We start from the raw sequence: 16,578 nt of genomic DNA, 5'->3' as shown, positions 1-16,578 counted from the left end.
CACTACTTCGACAAGGAGAGGAAAGCCGCTTGACGCCGTGACAGGTGTGTGGTCTTATCTAGGCACGGTGGCGAAATTGCCCCCGCGAAGCCCTGACCTGACCGGTCGGGGCTTTTTCGTTTCCGGCTGGCGGGGTGCGTCCTGCAGCCGCGGCGCCCGACAGGGGCGCCACCCTTCCACGCCCGCTACCGAGTCCGGACCAACTCTCACGCCCAGCCGGCAGTGGGAGCGGGCAGCTATGCCGAGAGCCTATGACCGACGCCCTGCACATCGACAAGACGGTGCTGGCGCCGGCCATGGAGCTGCTGCCGTCGAGGATGAACAGCGACCGTGCCCGTGTGGCGTTGCTGGCGATCTGCGGCCAAGAGTCGGACTTCCACCACCGGTGGCAAGTGATCGACCGGGCGCGGCCGCATGTGCGCGGGCCGGCACGCGGGCTGTGGCAATTCGAGCGCGGCGGCGGCGTGCTGGACGTGCTGACCCACCGGGCCAGCCGCGATCTGGCGCGCGAGGTGTGCGCCGAGCGCGGGGTAGCACCGAACTCCGAGGCGGTGCACCTGGCACTGGAGACGGATGACGTCCTGGCCGCCTGTTTCGCGCGCCTGCTGCTGTGGACCGACCCGCAGCCGCTGCCGCCACTGGGCGCGGTGTCGTCGGCGTTCGCGCTGTACCTGCGGGCTTGGCGTCCCGGTGCGTATGACCGCGGCAGCCAGAACCAGCGGGCCGAACTGCGGCGCAAGTGGGACGTGTACTACGCCCAGGCGCTCGAGGCCGTCACCGGCCGGGCGGATTTCTCCGGCGTGACCACGCAGTTCGACAGCTCGGCGAGGCGCGCGTGATCCCGGCAGGAGACGGCGCCCCGTGGTGGCTGGCGGGCGGCGCCGCGGCGCTGTGGGCTGCACGCGAGTTCGTGGGCGCGGTGCTATCCCGCAAGAAGAACCGCACCGAGACCGACGCGAACGTCGAACTGCTGAACAGCCTGCGGGAAGGGTTGGATCGGCAGGGGCAGAGGATACGGGCGATGGAAGAGGCTCACCTGCAGATTGCCCAACGCCTGGAAGACGAGATCAAGGCGCGGCAAGCCGCACAGGAAGAGGCATTCCGCCTGCGGTTGCGGGTCCAGGTGCTGGAGTCGGCGATGCGACAGGTCGGAATGGTCATTCCCCCGGAGACGAACACGTGAAGCTGGCCGTCACCCTGCTGGTCGGGTTCCTTGTGGCCGTGGTCATGGCGCTGCTCTACCGCGGCGATGCCATCGACGCCCGCGCCGACCTTCGCGCGATCGAATCGGATCTGGAGTCCGTGAAGGTCAAGCTCCGCACCAGCGAGACGCGCCGAAAGACGGAGCGCGCCCGGGCTGACCGCATGTACGACATCGCCGCCAAGGCGGAACAGGAGAGGATCGATGCTCAGGAAACTGCTGACCGGACTATTGCTGACCTGCGCGCTGGCACTATCCGGCTGCGCGAGCACTGGCAGGGATGCCCCGAGCCCCGCTTGCCCGGCATTGACCCCTCCCCCGCCGAGCCTGATGCGGGCGCCCGAGACCGAGAGGAAGGTGCGGGAGCAATTGTTTCAGCCGCAGCCGAGTGCGATGCCCAGGTGAGAGGGCTGCAGGGTGTGATCCGTGAGTACCTCGGCAATGAGTGAACGCAAGAACAAGGGTGGGCGCCCGAGCAAGTACAGCCCCGAACTGATCGAGACCATTTGCGAGCGCCTGGCGAGCGGTGAGCCGCTGGCGCAGATCTGCCGCGATGACGGCATGCCGCACCCTTCGACCGTGCGGGACTGGATGAAGGAGCGTGAAGACGTTTCCCGTTCCATCGCGCGCGCGCGAGAAGACGGTTTCGACGCGATCGCCGTGGATGCGCTGCGTATCGCGGACTTTGGTGAGAACGACACCGGCGAGGGCGGCGACGTCAACCACGACGTGATCCAGCGTTCCAAGCTGCGCGTGGAAACCCGGCTCAAGCTGCTGGCGAAGTGGGACCCGAAGCGGTACGGCGAGCGGATCCAGCACGCAAACGACCCCGAGCAGCCGTTCAACACCGTGTCGGACGCGCAGATCGAGGCGCGAATCCGACAGCTGCTGGGCGAGTCGGAATGATCTTCGACCTGCGCGCCGGCCACCTTGGCGACGTGCTGCTGGCGATGCCGGCGATGCGCGAAGGTGATGCGGTGATCGCGCAGGAGCGCGCGCGAGTGCCGGGCTTGGGTGTGCAGTGGAGGGCCGGTGGCTCGGGTATCCGACCGGTACACGGCCAGGGACGTCATGCCACCGATGCGTGGCTGTTGGCCAGCAGCCGAGAGCCTGTGCGGCACACGTTGCTTCCGGACGTTCCCCGTGACCTGCTGGTCATCGCGCCAGTGGTTGAGTCGCCGCGGCGGCGCTGGCATGGCTGGGCGCAGCTGGCCCGCCTGCTCGGTGACGTGGTGTGGCTGGGTGCCACGGAAGCCAGGCAGATGTGGATGGAGACGCTGAACCGCGCGCACACCGTCATCTGCCCGGACACCGGAACCGCGCACATGGCGGATGCGCTGGGCGTGCCGAAGGTGGTTGGTCTCTACGGGGGCGCCATGGACCGCTTCGCGCCGTACTGGAACCGCGCTCACTGCATCGAGCGCCCCCGCATGGCGATGACGCCGGCAGAAGTGGCGGAGGTAGTCCGTGCCCAACACGTTTGATGGATCGTGGGTCGTTTACAGCGATGGTCTTGGTGCCGAGTGGGATGGCACGTCGTTTATCGGGCTGTTGCCGTACTACTCGGCTAACTACACGCAGCCGGACGAGTACGCGGCGCCCGGCGACTTCGCGGCAGGCGTGGTCCTCGCAGAGTGGAGCGACCCGGACGGAATCGCCTACGTGCAGTCCTACGACCGTAACTGGAAGCTGATCGAGGACGCGCGGCTGTCGTCGGGCGTCCCCTTCGCTTTCAGCTACCCGGAGTGTATCCAGATCGTTGTTGGCACCAGCGCCATCGGCGGATTGAGCAGCCTGACCATCACGCCCACCGACCCAGAGCCACCCAACCCGACCCCAGGGCGCGATCCGGCCGACCTGCTGGCAGACCCGGCCTTGTGGGAGCCACAGGAGTACTGGAACGGGGTGGCGTACTACTTCGACCCCGACGACACCGCCGCGCATTACGGCATCTTCGAGATGCGGGCGCCCGAGGTGGTTGCCGGCGATACGGTCTCCGGCACCCTTTCCGGTGTGGGTTCCGATGACTTCGGGAACCTGCTGTATCTCAACGTCGTCGCGAACGACTCCCAAGTGCTGGAAAGCGTCCCAGTGGAGCCGGGCGGACCTTTCAGCATCACCGTGCCAGATGGCGTACAGCGGCTGTCCCTGATTCTGTCGCTATACCCCGACAGCATTTCGGCCTCGCAGGTCTACATCGGGCCGGTGACGATCACCCCGGCCACACCCGATCCGGAGCCGACGCCTGCTTCCGGCCCTTGCGACGAACTGGGCCGCGCCACCCGCGTGTTCGTCTCCGGCTACAACCGCACCCGGGTTCACCACTCCCGCCTGGTCCGTGGCGAGCGACGGTGTCTGGTGGCCGACTTCAACGGGGCGATCCCCAAGAGCCGCAGCATCGCGTCGGTGACCTGGCGCACCGATCAGCCCCATGCAGCGATCCTGTCTGCACCGCGCATCAAGGGCCGCGAGGTCATGGTGGACATGCTGGCCGGTCAGGGCGTCGCACAGGTGAAGTGCGAGGCCACGCTGGACAACGGCGAGGTTTACAACCAGCTGTTCTGGGTCCGCGCCTACACCGGGCCGTGGTTCCGTAATGAGTCTCCCGCCACCGAGGGGCCGCAGGAGCTGACGGCCACGGCCGAGTGATGCAGGCCATCGCAGGACTACCGGTTGCGCAGAAGCGCGAGCTGGTGGCGTTGCTGGAGGAACGGGAGCGGAGGAAGCGAACCAACAGGCTGGCCACGTACCGGCCGTACCCGAAGCAGGCGGAGTTCCACGCGCTCGGTGCCACGGTGCGCGAGCGCCTGCTGATGGCCGGCAACCAGCTCGGCAAGACCTGGAGCGCAGGGTTTGAGGCGGCGATGCACGCCACCGGCCTGTACCCCGACGACTGGCAGGGCCGGCGCTGGGATCGCCCCACGGTTGGGTGGGCGGCCTCGGAGACGATGGAAGTCAGCCGGGACGCGGGGCAACGAATCCTGCTGGGCCGTGAGGGCGAGCGCGGCATCGGGGCCATCCCCGAGTCCTGCATCCTAGACGTGGCCCGCTACCCGAACGTGCGCGGCGCGATCTCGCAGGCGTGGGTGCGGCACGTGTCCGGCGGCCAGTCGCTCATCATCTTCAAGAGCTACGACCAAGGTCGGCGCAAGTTCCAGGGCGACACGATCGACTGGTTCTGGCCTGACGAAGAGCCGCCGGAAGATATCTACAGCGAGGGCCTGACCCGGACGAACGCCACTGGCGGGATGGTCATGATGACCTTCACCCCGCTGCTGGGCATGAGCCGGGTGGTGCAGCGGTTTCTGAAAGAGAAGAGCCCCGACCGCGCCGTGGTGCAGATGGGCATCAAGGACGCGCTGCACTATACGCAGGAGGAGCGCGACCGGATCATCGCCAGCTACCCCGAGCACGAGCGCGAGGCCCGCACGCAGGGCCTGCCGATGCTCGGCGAGGGCGCGGTATTCCCGATCGCGCGGGAGAAGGTGGCCTATGACGCCGGGTCAATGCCGATACCGGACCACTGGCCGCGCATCTGCGGCATCGACTTCGGCTGGGACCACCCAACCGCGGCGGCCTGGCTGGCGTGGGACCGGGACGCGGACGTGATCTACGTCTACGACTGCTACGCGCAGACGAAGCAAACGCCGGTATTCCACGCGGCCGCGATCAAGGGCCGGGGCGACTGGATCCCGGTGGCATGGCCGCACGACGGCCTGCAGCACGACAAGGGCAGCGGCGAGCAGCTGGCGGACCAGTACCGGGCGCAGGGCCTGGAGATGCTTCCGGAGCGCGCTACGTTCGATGACGGCAGCAACGGGGTGGAGGCCGGTGTGATGGAGATGCTGGACCGCATGCAGACGGGCCGGCTCAAGATCGCCTCGCACCTGGAGCCCCTGTGGGACGAGATCCGCGGCTATCACCGCGAGAAGGGCCGGATCGTGAAGATCAACGACGACATCATCAGCGCGGTTCGCTACGCCCTGATGATGATCCGTCACGCCAAGGTGCCGGGCCGGAAGGCTGGCGCCATCAAGTTCAAGGGAGCGTGGTAGTGGCCGAGACGAACGACAAGCCGCGCACGAAAGAGGACCGCTACGCGCTGATCCGCAAGCGCTTCAAGGCGTGCGTGGATGCCGAGGCCGATCTTCGGGCCAAGGCCGCCGACGACTTCAAGTTCGCGTGGGTGTCCGGCCACCAGTGGGACAACCACTTCGGGGCGAAGCGCGGCGACCGACCGAAGTACGAGTTCAACAAGCTCCGGCAGGCCATCAAGCAGGTCATCAACGACAACCGGCAGAACACGCCGGCGATCAAGGTCCGGGCGACGGAGGACGGCGACACCGAGTTGGCGTCGATCCGGCAGGGCCTGATCCGAAACATCGAATCCGAGTCCAAGGCCGACGAAGCCTACGACTGGGGCGCCCTGTACGCGATAACGGCAGGGTTCGGCGCCTGGCGTGTGGTGACCGAGTATGTCGGCGACGACGCCTTCGACCAGGACATCCGGATCCGGCGCATCCCGAGCCCGCTCACGTCGGTGTGGTTCGACCCCTCCGCCCGGGAGCTGGACCGGTCCGATGCCCGGTTCGCGTTCGTGGTCGAGTCCGTGAGCCGCGACGAGTTCCGCGAGCGCTGGCCGAACGCCGATTGCGTCGACTTCGAGGGCAGCTCCGAGTACGGCGACTGGTTCGGCCAGAAGGAAGTCCGGATCGCCGAATACTGGAGCCGAAAGCCAGTCAAGCGCGAAATGCTGCAGCTGTCGGACGGGCGCGTGGTCGCCGCCGACGACTGGACCGAGACGGAAGGCGTGGAGGTGGTGAACCGCCGCAAGGTGGACACCTTCCAGCTGACCATGGAGATCGTGAGCGGCAAGGAGACGCTGGAAGGACCGTTCGACTGGCCCACCCCCGACATCCCGATCATCCCGGTGTGGGGCGACATCGTGACCGTCGACGGCAGCGACCAGTGGTCGGGCATGGTGCGGCCGGCGCGGGACGCCCAGGTGCTCTACAACTTCGAGCGCAGCAACTTCGCCGAGGTGATCGCGACCCAGCCGCACGCGCCGTTCCTGTATACGCCAAAGCAGATCGAGGGCTTCGAGCGCGAGTGGGCCGGGCTGGCGACCGACAACGCCCCGGGGCTGCCGTACAATCCCGACCCGCAGGCGGAGAGCGTGGCCCCGCGCCGGCAGCCGCCGCCGCAGATGTCGCCGGGCTACATGGCCGCGCTGCAGCTGTCGTCGGACGACCTGAAAGCCGTCACCGGCATCTATGACGCCAGCTTGGGCGCGCGGAGCAACGAGACCAGCGGCCGGGCGATCATGGCCCGTAAGCAGGAAGGCGACGTCGCCAACTTCGACTACGCCGACAACATCGCCCGTGCGGTGCGGCGGACCGGCGAGATCGTCAACCGCCTGATCCCCGAGGTCTACAACGGCGAGCGGCAGATCCGCATCCTGGGCGAGGACGGGGCCGAGAAGTACGTCCGCATCAACCACCTGGAGCTGGACGAGGCCGCCGGCGAGTGGCGCTCGGTGACCGGGCGGGTGGTCAACGAGGACGGCTCCCTGGTGCCGGTCTACGACATCACGCAGGGCAAGTACGACGTGACCATCGCGACGGGGCCGAGCTACACCACCCAGCGCATGGAGACGCTGGACGCGATGATGCAGCTGGCGCAGTCCAACGGCCCGATGGCGATGCTCGCGCAGTACGGGATGCTCAAGAGCATGGACACGCCGGGCATGGAGGAAACGCTCGAGGCGATGCGCCGAGTTCTGGTCGGGCAGGGCTTGCTGCCGCCGTCCGAGGAGGACCAGGCGCAGATGCAGCCGCAGCAGCCGGACCCGGTGCAGGAGTCCGAGGTGGCCGAGAACATGGCCGGCGCCGAGAAGGACAAGGCGATGGCCATCAAGTACGCCGCCGACGCCGAGAAGACGCAGATGGAGATCCAACGCCAGATGTACCTGGACCAGGTGGCGCTGGCGCCTCCAATCCCACAACCGCAACCCCTTCCCATGGAGCCGCCGCCAGGCGGCTTTTTTGTGGGCCAGTGAAAGCCTGAACTGACGGGCGCAACCCCAGAGGAACCATGACCACCGAGACCGAAAACGAGAACGTGACCGACGAGGCGGCGACCGAGGCTGCTACCGAGGCCACTGGGTCGGACGCACAGGCCGAGCAGGTCGAGCATCAGGAAGCTGCCGACGCTGACGAGGACGAGCGTGACGACGACTCCAACGGCGAGGACGACAAGCCGCGGCGTAAGCGCCCGCGCTGGAGCGATCTGAACGAAGCCCGGCGCCGGGAGGCAGAAGCGCAGCGGGAGCTGGCAGAGCTGCGCCGGCAGATGGCCGAGCGTGACGGCAAGCGGGAGGAACCGACCCCCGAGAAGCCCGAAGGCAAGCCGACGCTGGAGCAGTACGACTACGACCAGGAAGCCTACCTGACGGCCCTTGCCGACTGGCGGCTGGCAGAGCGCGAACGCGAGCGCGAGCAGCAGGCACAGCAGCAACAGGCGCAGCAGACCACGGCGGAACGGATCACGCAGCTGCAGGCGGCAGAGGCGGAGTTCATCAAGGCCAACCCGGACTACGAGGGCGTGGCGAAGAACCCGCAGGTGCCGATCACGCAGCAGATGGCGGACGTGATGCTGGAGAACCCCAGCACCGCGCCGGCCATCGCGTACTACCTGGGCCAGAACGTCGCCGAAGCGGTCCGCATTGCGCAGATGACCTCTGTGCAGGCGGCCCGTGCGATCGGCGCGATCGAAGCCAAGGTGTCCGCTTCCCCGAAGCCCGCGCCGCCCCCCAAGCCGGTGAAGAAGGCAGCCCCCGTCGTGCCCACGCTGAACTCCGGCGCCCCCGCGGTGAAGGACTGGAACCAGATGGACACCGACGAGCACGTCAGGGAGTACCTGGCTCGCAAGCAGAAAAACGCCCGATAGGGCATCCCCCTTCCCGAGGAAACCGCAATGCCGAACAACATCCTGACCGGTGACGTGATCGTCAACCGGATGCTCGCCAAGATGGCGGAGGTCCCGACCTTCCTGAACAAGATCAACACGCAGTACGACAGCTACTTCGGTGGCCGTGGTGCGCGCGTGGGTGACTCGGTTCGCGTGAAGGTTCCCCAGCGCGCCCGGATCCGCCGCGGCCGCATCGCCGACCTGAACCCGATCAACGACCAGACCGTGACCGTGGCCCTGGACGAGCAGATCGGCGTCGACGTGGGCGCGACCAGCGCGGAGCTGGCGCTGGACATCGATGACTTCGACGCCCAGTACATCACCCCGAACGCCCCCGACCTGGTGGCGGCCATCGAATCGGCCATCCTGCAGAAGGTGATCCCGCAGGTGCCGGAGACCGTGGGCGACTACGGCGCGTTCGATGACGCCCGTACCGCGCTGGAAGCCAAGGCCCGGTTGGACAACAACCTGACCCCTGCGGCGGATCGCATCATGCTGCTGAACCCCAGCGCGCAGGTGCAGATCGTGGATGGCCTCAAGGGCCTGTTCAACGATCAGGGCAAGGTCGGCCGCCAGTACCGCACCGGCGAGATGGCCAGCAACACGTTGGGCTTCGACTGGTTCCAGTCCACCCTGATGCCGAGCCTGACCCGCGGCACCGGTGCGGGCTACACGGTCAACGGCGCCGGCCAGACCGGCTCCAGCCTGGTCGTGGGCGCGGGCACCGGGACCATCAAGCGCGGCGACACCTTCACCATCGCGGGCGTCTACGCGGTCCACGACCAGACCAAGGAGACGCTGGGCTACCTTCGGGAGTTCACCGTCACCGCCGACCACCCGGGCGGCGCCGGCACCCTGCAGATCACCCCGGCGATCGAGCCGACCGGCACCCGGGCGAACGTCTCCGCGGCTCCGGCCAGCGGCGCGGCGCTCACGATCGAGGGCACCTCCGGCGGCGTGTACGGCCAGAACCTGGCCTTCGCCAAGGACGCCTTCTACTTCGTCACCGCCGACCTGCCGGTGCCGAAGAACATGGAGGCCGCGGCGACCCGCACCTGGAACGGAATCAACATCCGATACGTCCAGGGCTTCGACATCACGAACGACATGTTCGTGAGCCGCTTCGACGTGATCTACGGCGGCGGCGTGCTGCGCCCGGAGCAGGCGGTGCGCATTCCCAACGACTTGACCCTGTAAGGAGGGCACCAGCATGGCAATCGAACGCAACAGCGAGTTCGCCGCGGCGCCGGGCACCGAGGACGGCACCCTGGTGGGCCGCAACGCGGACACCCCGGTCGGCTTCTACGGAGCCGCCCCGATCCCCCGGCCGGTCCTTCCGGCCGCCACCGCCGAAGACATCGCCAACGCCCTCGTGGCGCTCGGGCTGGTGTCGCAGGCGTCCTGATAGGAGGGCACGACGATGGCAACCTACAAGCGCCCCCTGTGGCTGGAGAAGGATGGTAAGCGGCAGCTGTTCGCCGCTGACGCCGTGGCCGATGCCCGCGCCAACGGTTGGGACAACCCGACCGCCCCGCGGGCCAATGGCGAGCCGTGGAACCCGCCCCAGGACGAAGACCTGCGCACGCAGGCCGACGCCCTGGCCGCGGTGAACGAGAACCGCGAGAAGGTCGAAGCCAAGAAGGCCGACCGCAAGGCCAAGGAGGACGCCGAGCGCCAGCAGCAGCTGGAGAAGCAGGCCGAGGCCAAGGCCGAGACCCCGGACTTCAAGGTCGCGGTGGTCGAGCCCGAGAAGAAGGGCAAGTCGAAGAAGTGATGCACCGAGGGGCCGGGAAACCGGCCCCTTCCTCATTCTGGAGGCCGCATGGCCCGAGTAGCTGACATCGTGAGCCGCGCCCTGCGGATCCTGCGGGTGGTCGACGCGCACAGCGCCCCGTCCGCCCAGGAGATGGCGGACGGCATCGTCGCCCTGAACGGCATGATGCGGCGCTGGGAGGCCAACGGCCTCGCGCTGGGCTGGTCGGACGTGGAAGGCCCCGACGACCAGGTTCCGGCGCCCGACGAGGCGCACGAAGCCATCGTCTACAACCTCGCGCTCAAGCTGCGCCCCGAGTACGGCGCGGCGCTGGAGCCAGACGTGGTGCAGCACGCAGCGGACGGCCACGCGGCCCTGCGCCGTGACGTGCTGACCGCCTCCCCGCTGCAGGTGACGCCGCGGTCGCCGCGCGAGGGGCGCTACAACATCTACACGGATTCCTGGGACTGATGGCCCGCCTGTCGCCCCTGAACATCGCTGGCGGGGCCTACAGCGACGACGCGCGGCCGTGGAGCGCGCAGGACACGGTGAACTACCTGCCTGTGCCTGCCGAGCGCGCCGGCACCCGGTCGCCGTCCCTGCTGCGCAGCGCGCCGGGCTTCACGGTGTTCGCCACCGGCATGAAGAACGCCCCCGTGCGCTGCTTGCACAACGTGGAGGGCCTGTTGCTCGCGGTGGTCGGCGACACCCTCTACCGCATCGCGCCCAACGGGCAGGCCACCGCGATTGGCACCGTGCCGGGCGTGCGCCGGGTGACGATGGCGCACAACCAGATCAAGCACGGCCACGAGGTCGTGATCGCCAACGGCCAGTCCGGCTACCTGTACCGGACCACGGACGGCACGTTCCAGCAGATCACCGATCCGGGCTTCCCCGGGTTCAAGGCCGTGGACTTCGTGGACGGCTACATCGCCGGCATCGAGCCGGCGGGCCGGTTCTGGCTGCACAGCGACCTCCTGGACGCCGGCAGCTACAACACGATGGACCGCTACGACGCGGAAGCCTCCCCCGACAAGATGGTGGCGATCGTCGTGTCCAGCCGCGAGGTGATGATCCTCTCGGGCCGATCCGCGCAGTTCTTCCGCAACGTGGGCGGGGCGACCGGCACGTTCGCCAACAGCTCCGGGACCGAGATCGAGGTCGGGTGCGCGTCGACGCACGCCGTGGCGCGCCTGGACAACACCGTCTACTGGCTCGGCCACGATGGTGTGGTCTACCGCCTCGCCGGCCACCAGCCGCAGCGCGTCAGCACCGGCCCGATCGAGCAGGCGATCAGCCGCTGCAACATGGCCAACGCCTTCGCGTTCACCTTCGAGGACCGCGGGCACAAGGTGTTCTACCTGACCTTCCCGGACGGGCACACGTGGGGATATGACGTGTGGTCGGGGGAGTGGCACCGCCGGCAGTCGCAGGGCTTCGACCGGTGGCGGCTGTCGACGCTGGTGAAGTGGAACGGCCGGTGGATCGGCGGCGACTTCGCCAACGGCCAGCTGTATGCACTGGATTGGGACGTGCAGCACGAAGCCGGCGACGAGCTGGAGAAGCGCCGCGTCACGCCATCCCTGCACGACAACCAGAACGCGGTGACGGTTCCGGCGCTGGAGGTGGTGGTCGATAACGGCCTGCCCGCGCAGCCCGCCACCTTGCAGCTGCGCTACAGCCGCGACGGCGCCCACAACTGGTCCGACTGGCGTCACCTGCCCATGGGCGAGGTAGGCGACTTCCAGCAGCGTGTGATGGCGCGCCGGCTCGGTCGCGGCATCCGCTGGGTGTTCGACATCCGGGTCACCGATCCGGTCCGGGCCGACCTGTTGGCCGCAAGCATCCAGGTGGAGGGGTGATGGTCCTGATGTTCTCGGCGTCCTTCGACGTGACGCCACGGGCGCCCATGCCCACGCGCGAGCAGCTGCACGCCCTGGAGGACGCTATCCGGGCGAGCGGCGGCGAGGTTCCCGTCGACGCCATTACGCACCACCACTTCGCGCACGGGATCTACGGTCGCGAGATGCGCATCCCCGCCGGCGTCGTGGTGGTCGGGAAGATCCACCGGCATTCCACGCTGAACGTGCTGGCGCAGGGTGAGATGTCGGTCACCACGCCGCAGGGGCAGAAGATCGTGCGTGCCCCGGCCATCTTCACCAGCGAGCCGCGCACGAAGAAGGTGGCGCTGGCGCTGACCGACTGCGTGTTCCTGAACGTGCATCCGAGCTTTGAAACCGACCTGGCAAAGCTGGAAGCCGAGTTCATCGTTCCCGAGCCGCGCCGCGAGCTGGGGCAGACCCACCAACTTGAGGAGAGCAGCCGATGAGCTGGGGAATCGTGGCCGGCGCAGCCGTGAGCTTGGTCGGCGGCGCCTACGGGGCCAATCAGCAGAAGAAGGCCGCGCAGGGCGCCGCGAACTCCGCAGCAGAAGGCCAGCAGCTCGCTATCGCGGAGCAGCAGCGCCAGCTCGACCTGACGCGGCAGGACATGCAGCCGTGGATGCAGGCCGGCCAGAACGCGCTGGGGCAGATGCAGGCCCTGAACGCCGGGGACTTCTCGAGCTTCACGCAGTCGCCCGACTACCAGTTCGCGCTGGACCAGGGCCTGCAGGGGCTGGACCGTAGCGCCGCGGCCCGCGGCAGCCTGAACACCGGTGGGCACAGCGCGGACGTGCTGGGCTACGCGCAGGGGCTGGCCAGCCAGAACTACGGCAACTTCTACAACCGACTGGCCGGACTGGCCAACGTGGGGCAGACCACCGCCACCAGCCTCGGGCAGTTCGGCGCCAACGCCGCCAGCAACATCGGCAACGCCTACGGGAACATCGGCAACGCGCGGGCGTCGTCCTACCAGGCCCGCGGTGACGCCAACAGCCAGCTGGGCGGCCTGGTCGCCGGCTTCGGATCCAACCTGCTGAACAACTGGGGCGGCTGGAACAGCACGCGCAACCAGACGCAGGCGGCGCAGAACGGCTTCGCCGGCCTGCAGGCGTCGAACAACCCCTTCGCCGTCTCGGGCGGCAACGCCTGGGCCTCGCCCGGCTACAACTGGAACTTCGGAGGCGGCTGATGGCAGTTCCCAACGCACTACTCGGCGGCTTCGGGGCGGGCTTCAACGCCGGCAACGCGATGGCGCAGAGCGCGCTGGATACGCGGCGCCGCAACCAATTCGCGCAGCTGGCGTCGCAGGCGTACAGCACGCCGGCCGCTGGCCAGAATGCCCTTTTGGGGCAGATGGCCGCGATCAGCCCGGAGGGCGCGCAGGCGCAGCAGGCGCAGTTCCAAGGCCAAGATGACCGATCCCGGGCACAGGTGATCAATGCCTCGCGCTACCTGATGAACGCCTTCAAGAGCGGCGATCAGGCGGCGATCCAGGGCGCCTACCGGGCGGTGAAGCCGGCCTTCCAGCAGTTGGCGCCCGATAAGCAGCTTCCCGATCAGGTGGGCGAGGACATTCTGCCGATGCTGCACCAGGTGCTCGCACAGGCGGACCCGAACGCCGCTGGCACCACGGTGCAGTCCCGGTTCGTGGGCCAGGACGGCAACGTCTACACCGTGATGCGGGACGGACAGGTGGTGAACACCGGAATCGCCGCGGACCGGCAAATGTGGTTCCGAGACCACCCGGGCATGGACCCGCAACTGGTCGACAAGCTGGGGAACGTGCAGACCGTGGGCGGGCAGGCGGGCGGGCCTGCACCGCCGGTTGCTTCTACGGCCCCGACCCGGGCAGGCATGGAGGCCGACATCGCATTGGCCAACGATCTGATCGCTGCCGGAATGCCGGCGGATCAGGTCGACACCTTCCTTTCACAGCGGGGCGCGCGCGTCGGCGGGGAGCCGACCATCACGCCCGGCCTGCCGACCCCGCCGCGCACGATGGCCCGTCCGAGTGAGGCGCAGGTGGCTGCGGAGACGGAGCGCGCCCGGCAGCAGGCGCAGCTGGAGTTCCTTCCCGCGCAGCAGGCGATCGAGACTGCCGGCGAGGTCGACCGTACCCGGCAGGTGGGCGAGGTCAAGCGCGACCTGGAGAAGTCCGCCGGCGAGTCGAAGGCGCGGCTGTCGCTTGACCAGGCCACGGCGCGAATCGGCCGGGTCGACGCGCTGGTGAACTCCATCATGCCGCGGATCAACAACTGGACGGCCGGCACCATCGGCAGCATCGCCGACGCCATTCCCGGCACGCCAGCGGCCGACCTTCGGCGGGACCTGGGCACGCTGCAGGCCATCGCCGGCTTCGATGAGCTGAACGCCATGCGAGCCGCCAGCCCCACCGGCGGCGCCCTAGGCAACGTGACGGAGCGCGAGCTCGCCTTCCTGCAGTCGGTGGTCCGCAACATCGAGAACAGCCAGTCGCCGGAGCAGCTGCGGCGCAACCTGCAGGACTTCCATCGCGAGCTGCGCGGATCGTGGGAGCGCGTGGCGCGCGCCTACGACCAGGACTACGGCGCCGGGCGCCAGCCTTCGCCGCAGACCCCGCAGCAGCCCGCGCAGGACATTGACGCCCTTCTGGAGATGTACCGCTGATGGCCACCCTGCAGGAGCTGGAGAACGGGCTGCGCAAGGCGCACGCCGCCGGGAATGCGGACCACGCGCGCGTGTTCGCTGCCGAGATCCGGCGGATGCGCGACCAAGGGCAGACGGCCGCCGACTTCTCCGGCGTGACCGGTAGCACGGACAGCACGGCCATGCCGCGCACGGACGCGCAGCCGTCGCTTTTCCGCGGCGACTCCGACTTCCACCAGCGCGCCGGCCTGAACCCGCTGCAGATGAGCTGGGCGGCCGCGCGCGACATGTTCGGCACCCGGCAGGGCGCCGCGGAGTACCTGGCCGAGCAGTCCGGCGGGCGGGTGCGGCGCGATGACCGCGGGGAGCCGGTGGTGGAGCTTCCGGACGGCACCGCCTACCGGCTGAATGACCCCGGCATCGACGTGCAGGACGTGTCCAGTCTGGCGGCAAACATCGGCGTGGCCGCGCTCCCCGCCGGCTGGATCGCACGCATCGGGCAGGCGCGCAACGTGGGGCTGGCCGGACGTGCCGCGATGCAGGGCGCGGGAGCGGGCGCGACGGACGCGGCCCTGCAGGCTGGCTTCAACGATGGCCGAATCAACCCGGCCCGTACTGCGGCGGCCGTAGCCGGTGGCGCCGGTGGCGAGGCGCTGGGAACCGGTCTGGCTGCCGCCACCAACGCATTCGGTCGCATCGGGCGGGTCGCCAGTGGCAGCAACGCAGCTCGCGCGCAGCAGCTTGCAGACGAAGCGGGCATCAACGCGACCCCCGAGCAGCTGGGCCGGCTGTCCGCGGCGATGGAGGAAGTGCGCGCCGGCGCTGACCCGCGAGCGGTGTTGGGCTGGGAGGAGTTCGGGTTCCTGTACACGCAGGGCCAGCGCATGGCCGATCCCGCGCGGCAGTTCCAGCAGTTGAGCCGGGAGGAAGTGCTGCGGCAGTCCCCCGGCGGCGGTCCGGCGTTCCAGCGTGCGGCGGCACACAACGCCGAGCGTCTGGACGATGCCGTTACCACAATGGGCGAGCGGTTCGGGGCGCAGGCAGCCACCACGCCGGCCGAGATGGTCAGTGGAGCCGGGGCGCGGCTGCGAGGTCAGGCCGACGAGCTCCAGCAGCGGATCGGGGAAGCCTACGGGCGGGCAGGCGAAGGCGCGCGGGCCGCAGTGAGCCGTGATGCCGTGCTAGAACTGCCGCTTCGTTTGACCCGCGCCCTGGCCGAGTTCTCGCCCAACAGTTCGACCACGCCGGCTACGGCGACGACACTGCAGCAGCTGCGTACCGCCACGGAGTCGATCCTGTCGGACCCGAACGCCAAGGGCGTGACCCTGCGGGCGCTGGAGACGCAGCGGCGAATCATCAACAACAACATCAACACGGCTGCCAGTCGTGGAGATCGAGCCGCCCTGACCACGCTCAAGCGCGAGTTCGACGGCTGGATGGACGAGGCCGTGGAGTCCGCGCTGGTGAACGGCGACCCCGCGGCCCTGGCGGCGCTCAAGGAAGCCCGCGGCCTGCGCGCCGAGTTCGGGCGCCGGTTCGAGGGACGGGGCGATGCAGACCGCTTCATCGCCGGCCTACTGGACGGCTCCCGCACGCCCGAGGAGCTGGTGAACATCGCCTTGGGGGCCAGCCAGGTCAGCAAGTCCGGTGGTGCGCGCTTCATCGAACGGCTGCGCGTGGCGGCCAACAACGATCCGCAGGTGATGGACGGCCTGCGGGCCGCGCACTTCACCCGCCTGACCCGTGGCAACAACGGCGACCCGCTGCAGCCGGGGCAGATTCTGCGCAACATCCGCACGACCGAGTACAACAACGCCAGCGTGCTCCGGGCGCTGTACTCGCCGGATGAGTGGCGCCAGGTGCAGCGGCTGGCGGATGCGCTCGAGCCGATGGTGGCGAAGGGTGACTTCGGGAAGTCGTCCGGATCGACGGAGCGCTTCATGCGGGCTAGGTTCCAGCAGGGGCTTGGCTTCCTGCCATTTGCGGGTCGCCTCGTGAATAGCCTGATCGAAGGCTTCTCGAGTACCGCCCAGAACGTGCAGGCGGCCCGTGCGATTCACAGGCCGGTTCGGCCCGTACTAGAGACCCCGGCGACGGCGCCGGCAGGTGGAGGTGTCGGGCTGCAGGAGGTGCTGACGGACGACTAG

General features: G+C 68.7%; 18 protein-coding genes. All 18 read left to right on the top strand.

Features of this window, described 5'->3' with window-relative positions; genetic code table 11:
• The first annotated feature begins 251 nt into the window (after window positions 1–251).
• From LY625_RS03810 to LY625_RS03725, 18 genes are read left to right on the top strand one after another with little or no spacing between them, the layout of a single operon-like run.
• Window positions 252–839 carry a hypothetical protein gene (locus LY625_RS03810; protein WP_233737683.1) on the top strand — a complete coding sequence of 196 codons (588 nt, stop codon included), beginning with the start codon at window positions 252–254 and terminating at the stop codon, window positions 837–839.
• Window positions 836–1,183: a hypothetical protein gene (locus tag LY625_RS03805; protein ID WP_233737682.1), complete on the top strand. Its 348-nt coding sequence runs from the start codon at window positions 836–838 to the stop codon at window positions 1,181–1,183. Before LY625_RS03810 ends, LY625_RS03805 begins: the two co-directional genes overlap by 4 nt.
• Window positions 1,180–1,650 carry a hypothetical protein gene (locus tag LY625_RS03800; protein WP_233737681.1) on the top strand — a complete coding sequence of 157 codons (471 nt, stop codon included), beginning with the start codon at window positions 1,180–1,182 and terminating at the stop codon, window positions 1,648–1,650. The genes LY625_RS03805 and LY625_RS03800 overlap by 4 nt, the downstream gene beginning before the upstream one ends.
• On the top strand, window positions 1,643–2,107 hold the full coding sequence (locus LY625_RS03795; RefSeq protein ID WP_233737680.1) for a hypothetical protein: 465 nt from the start codon (window positions 1,643–1,645) through the stop codon (window positions 2,105–2,107). Before LY625_RS03800 ends, LY625_RS03795 begins: the two co-directional genes overlap by 8 nt.
• Window positions 2,104–2,685, top strand: a complete 582-nt coding sequence (locus LY625_RS03790; RefSeq protein WP_233737679.1) for a glycosyltransferase family 9 protein — start codon at window positions 2,104–2,106, stop codon at window positions 2,683–2,685. Before LY625_RS03795 ends, LY625_RS03790 begins: the two co-directional genes overlap by 4 nt.
• Complete coding sequence (locus LY625_RS03785) at window positions 2,669–3,850, top strand: hypothetical protein (protein ID WP_233737678.1); 1,182 nt, start codon at window positions 2,669–2,671, stop codon at window positions 3,848–3,850. The genes LY625_RS03790 and LY625_RS03785 overlap by 17 nt, the downstream gene beginning before the upstream one ends.
• Window positions 3,850–5,256 carry a terminase family protein gene (locus LY625_RS03780; protein ID WP_233737677.1) on the top strand — a complete coding sequence of 469 codons (1,407 nt, stop codon included), beginning with the start codon at window positions 3,850–3,852 and terminating at the stop codon, window positions 5,254–5,256. Before LY625_RS03785 ends, LY625_RS03780 begins: the two co-directional genes overlap by 1 nt.
• Window positions 5,256–7,259, top strand: coding sequence for a portal protein (locus tag LY625_RS03775; protein WP_233737676.1), 2,004 nt, complete (start codon window positions 5,256–5,258; stop codon window positions 7,257–7,259). Before LY625_RS03780 ends, LY625_RS03775 begins: the two co-directional genes overlap by 1 nt.
• A 35-nt stretch (window positions 7,260–7,294) precedes the next feature.
• On the top strand, window positions 7,295–8,149 hold the full coding sequence (locus tag LY625_RS03770) for a hypothetical protein (RefSeq protein ID WP_233737675.1): 855 nt from the start codon (window positions 7,295–7,297) through the stop codon (window positions 8,147–8,149).
• A gap of 27 nt (window positions 8,150–8,176) precedes the next feature.
• Entirely contained in the window at window positions 8,177–9,367 is a 1,191-nt protein-coding gene (locus LY625_RS03765) for a P22 phage major capsid protein family protein (RefSeq protein ID WP_233737674.1), read from the top strand.
• A gap of 13 nt (window positions 9,368–9,380) precedes the next feature.
• Window positions 9,381–9,575, top strand: coding sequence for a hypothetical protein (locus LY625_RS03760; RefSeq protein WP_233737673.1), 195 nt, complete (start codon window positions 9,381–9,383; stop codon window positions 9,573–9,575).
• A 15-nt stretch (window positions 9,576–9,590) separates the two neighbouring features.
• Entirely contained in the window at window positions 9,591–9,944 is a 354-nt protein-coding gene (locus tag LY625_RS03755; RefSeq protein WP_233737672.1) for a hypothetical protein, read from the top strand.
• A gap of 48 nt (window positions 9,945–9,992) precedes the next feature.
• Window positions 9,993–10,394, top strand: a complete 402-nt coding sequence (locus tag LY625_RS03750) for a packaged DNA stabilization gp4 family protein (protein WP_233737671.1) — start codon at window positions 9,993–9,995, stop codon at window positions 10,392–10,394.
• A complete protein-coding gene (locus LY625_RS03745) occupies window positions 10,394–11,785 on the top strand; it encodes a packaged DNA stabilization protein (protein WP_233737670.1) in 1,392 nt (463 codons plus the stop codon). The genes LY625_RS03750 and LY625_RS03745 overlap by 1 nt, the downstream gene beginning before the upstream one ends.
• Entirely contained in the window at window positions 11,785–12,252 is a 468-nt protein-coding gene (locus LY625_RS03740) for a hypothetical protein (RefSeq protein WP_233737669.1), read from the top strand. The genes LY625_RS03745 and LY625_RS03740 overlap by 1 nt, the downstream gene beginning before the upstream one ends.
• Window positions 12,249–12,995, top strand: coding sequence for a hypothetical protein (locus tag LY625_RS03735; RefSeq protein ID WP_233737668.1), 747 nt, complete (start codon window positions 12,249–12,251; stop codon window positions 12,993–12,995). The genes LY625_RS03740 and LY625_RS03735 overlap by 4 nt, the downstream gene beginning before the upstream one ends.
• A gap of 59 nt (window positions 12,996–13,054) precedes the next feature.
• A complete protein-coding gene (locus LY625_RS03730) occupies window positions 13,055–14,452 on the top strand; it encodes a hypothetical protein (RefSeq protein ID WP_233737667.1) in 1,398 nt (465 codons plus the stop codon).
• The gene (locus LY625_RS03725) at window positions 14,452–16,578 is read left to right on the top strand and encodes a hypothetical protein (RefSeq protein WP_233737666.1); all 2,127 of its coding nucleotides are present in this window, start codon (window positions 14,452–14,454) and stop codon (window positions 16,576–16,578) included. Before LY625_RS03730 ends, LY625_RS03725 begins: the two co-directional genes overlap by 1 nt.

Origin of the sequence: Lysobacter sp. GX 14042, from assembly GCF_021390425.1 — a bacterium.
In the GTDB taxonomy this organism is placed as follows: Bacteria; Pseudomonadota; Gammaproteobacteria; order Xanthomonadales; family Xanthomonadaceae; genus Novilysobacter.
This window is presented reverse-complemented; position numbering and strand designations above follow the sequence as displayed.

Excerpts from the sequence above, each read along its gene's own strand:
- LY625_RS03760 (WP_233737673.1), top strand. The coding sequence starts at position 9,381 with ATGGCAATCGAACGCAACAGCGAGTTCGCCGCGGCGCCGGGCACCGAG.
- LY625_RS03750 (WP_233737671.1), top strand. The coding sequence starts at position 9,993 with ATGGCCCGAGTAGCTGACATCGTGAGCCGCGCCCTGCGGATCCTGCGG.
- LY625_RS03735 (WP_233737668.1), top strand. The coding sequence starts at position 12,249 with ATGAGCTGGGGAATCGTGGCCGGCGCAGCCGTGAGCTTGGTCGGCGGC.
- LY625_RS03755 (WP_233737672.1), top strand. The coding sequence starts at position 9,591 with ATGGCAACCTACAAGCGCCCCCTGTGGCTGGAGAAGGATGGTAAGCGG.
- LY625_RS03745 (WP_233737670.1), top strand. The coding sequence starts at position 10,394 with ATGGCCCGCCTGTCGCCCCTGAACATCGCTGGCGGGGCCTACAGCGAC.
- LY625_RS03780 (WP_233737677.1), top strand. The coding sequence starts at position 3,850 with ATGCAGGCCATCGCAGGACTACCGGTTGCGCAGAAGCGCGAGCTGGTG.
- LY625_RS03725 (WP_233737666.1), top strand. The coding sequence starts at position 14,452 with ATGGCCACCCTGCAGGAGCTGGAGAACGGGCTGCGCAAGGCGCACGCC.
- LY625_RS03810 (WP_233737683.1), top strand. The coding sequence starts at position 252 with ATGACCGACGCCCTGCACATCGACAAGACGGTGCTGGCGCCGGCCATG.
- LY625_RS03740 (WP_233737669.1), top strand. The coding sequence starts at position 11,785 with ATGGTCCTGATGTTCTCGGCGTCCTTCGACGTGACGCCACGGGCGCCC.
- LY625_RS03730 (WP_233737667.1), top strand. The coding sequence starts at position 13,055 with ATGGCGCAGAGCGCGCTGGATACGCGGCGCCGCAACCAATTCGCGCAG.
- LY625_RS03790 (WP_233737679.1), top strand. The coding sequence starts at position 2,104 with ATGATCTTCGACCTGCGCGCCGGCCACCTTGGCGACGTGCTGCTGGCG.
- LY625_RS03795 (WP_233737680.1), top strand. The coding sequence starts at position 1,643 with ATGAGTGAACGCAAGAACAAGGGTGGGCGCCCGAGCAAGTACAGCCCC.
- LY625_RS03765 (WP_233737674.1), top strand. The coding sequence starts at position 8,177 with ATGCCGAACAACATCCTGACCGGTGACGTGATCGTCAACCGGATGCTC.
- LY625_RS03770 (WP_233737675.1), top strand. The coding sequence starts at position 7,295 with ATGACCACCGAGACCGAAAACGAGAACGTGACCGACGAGGCGGCGACC.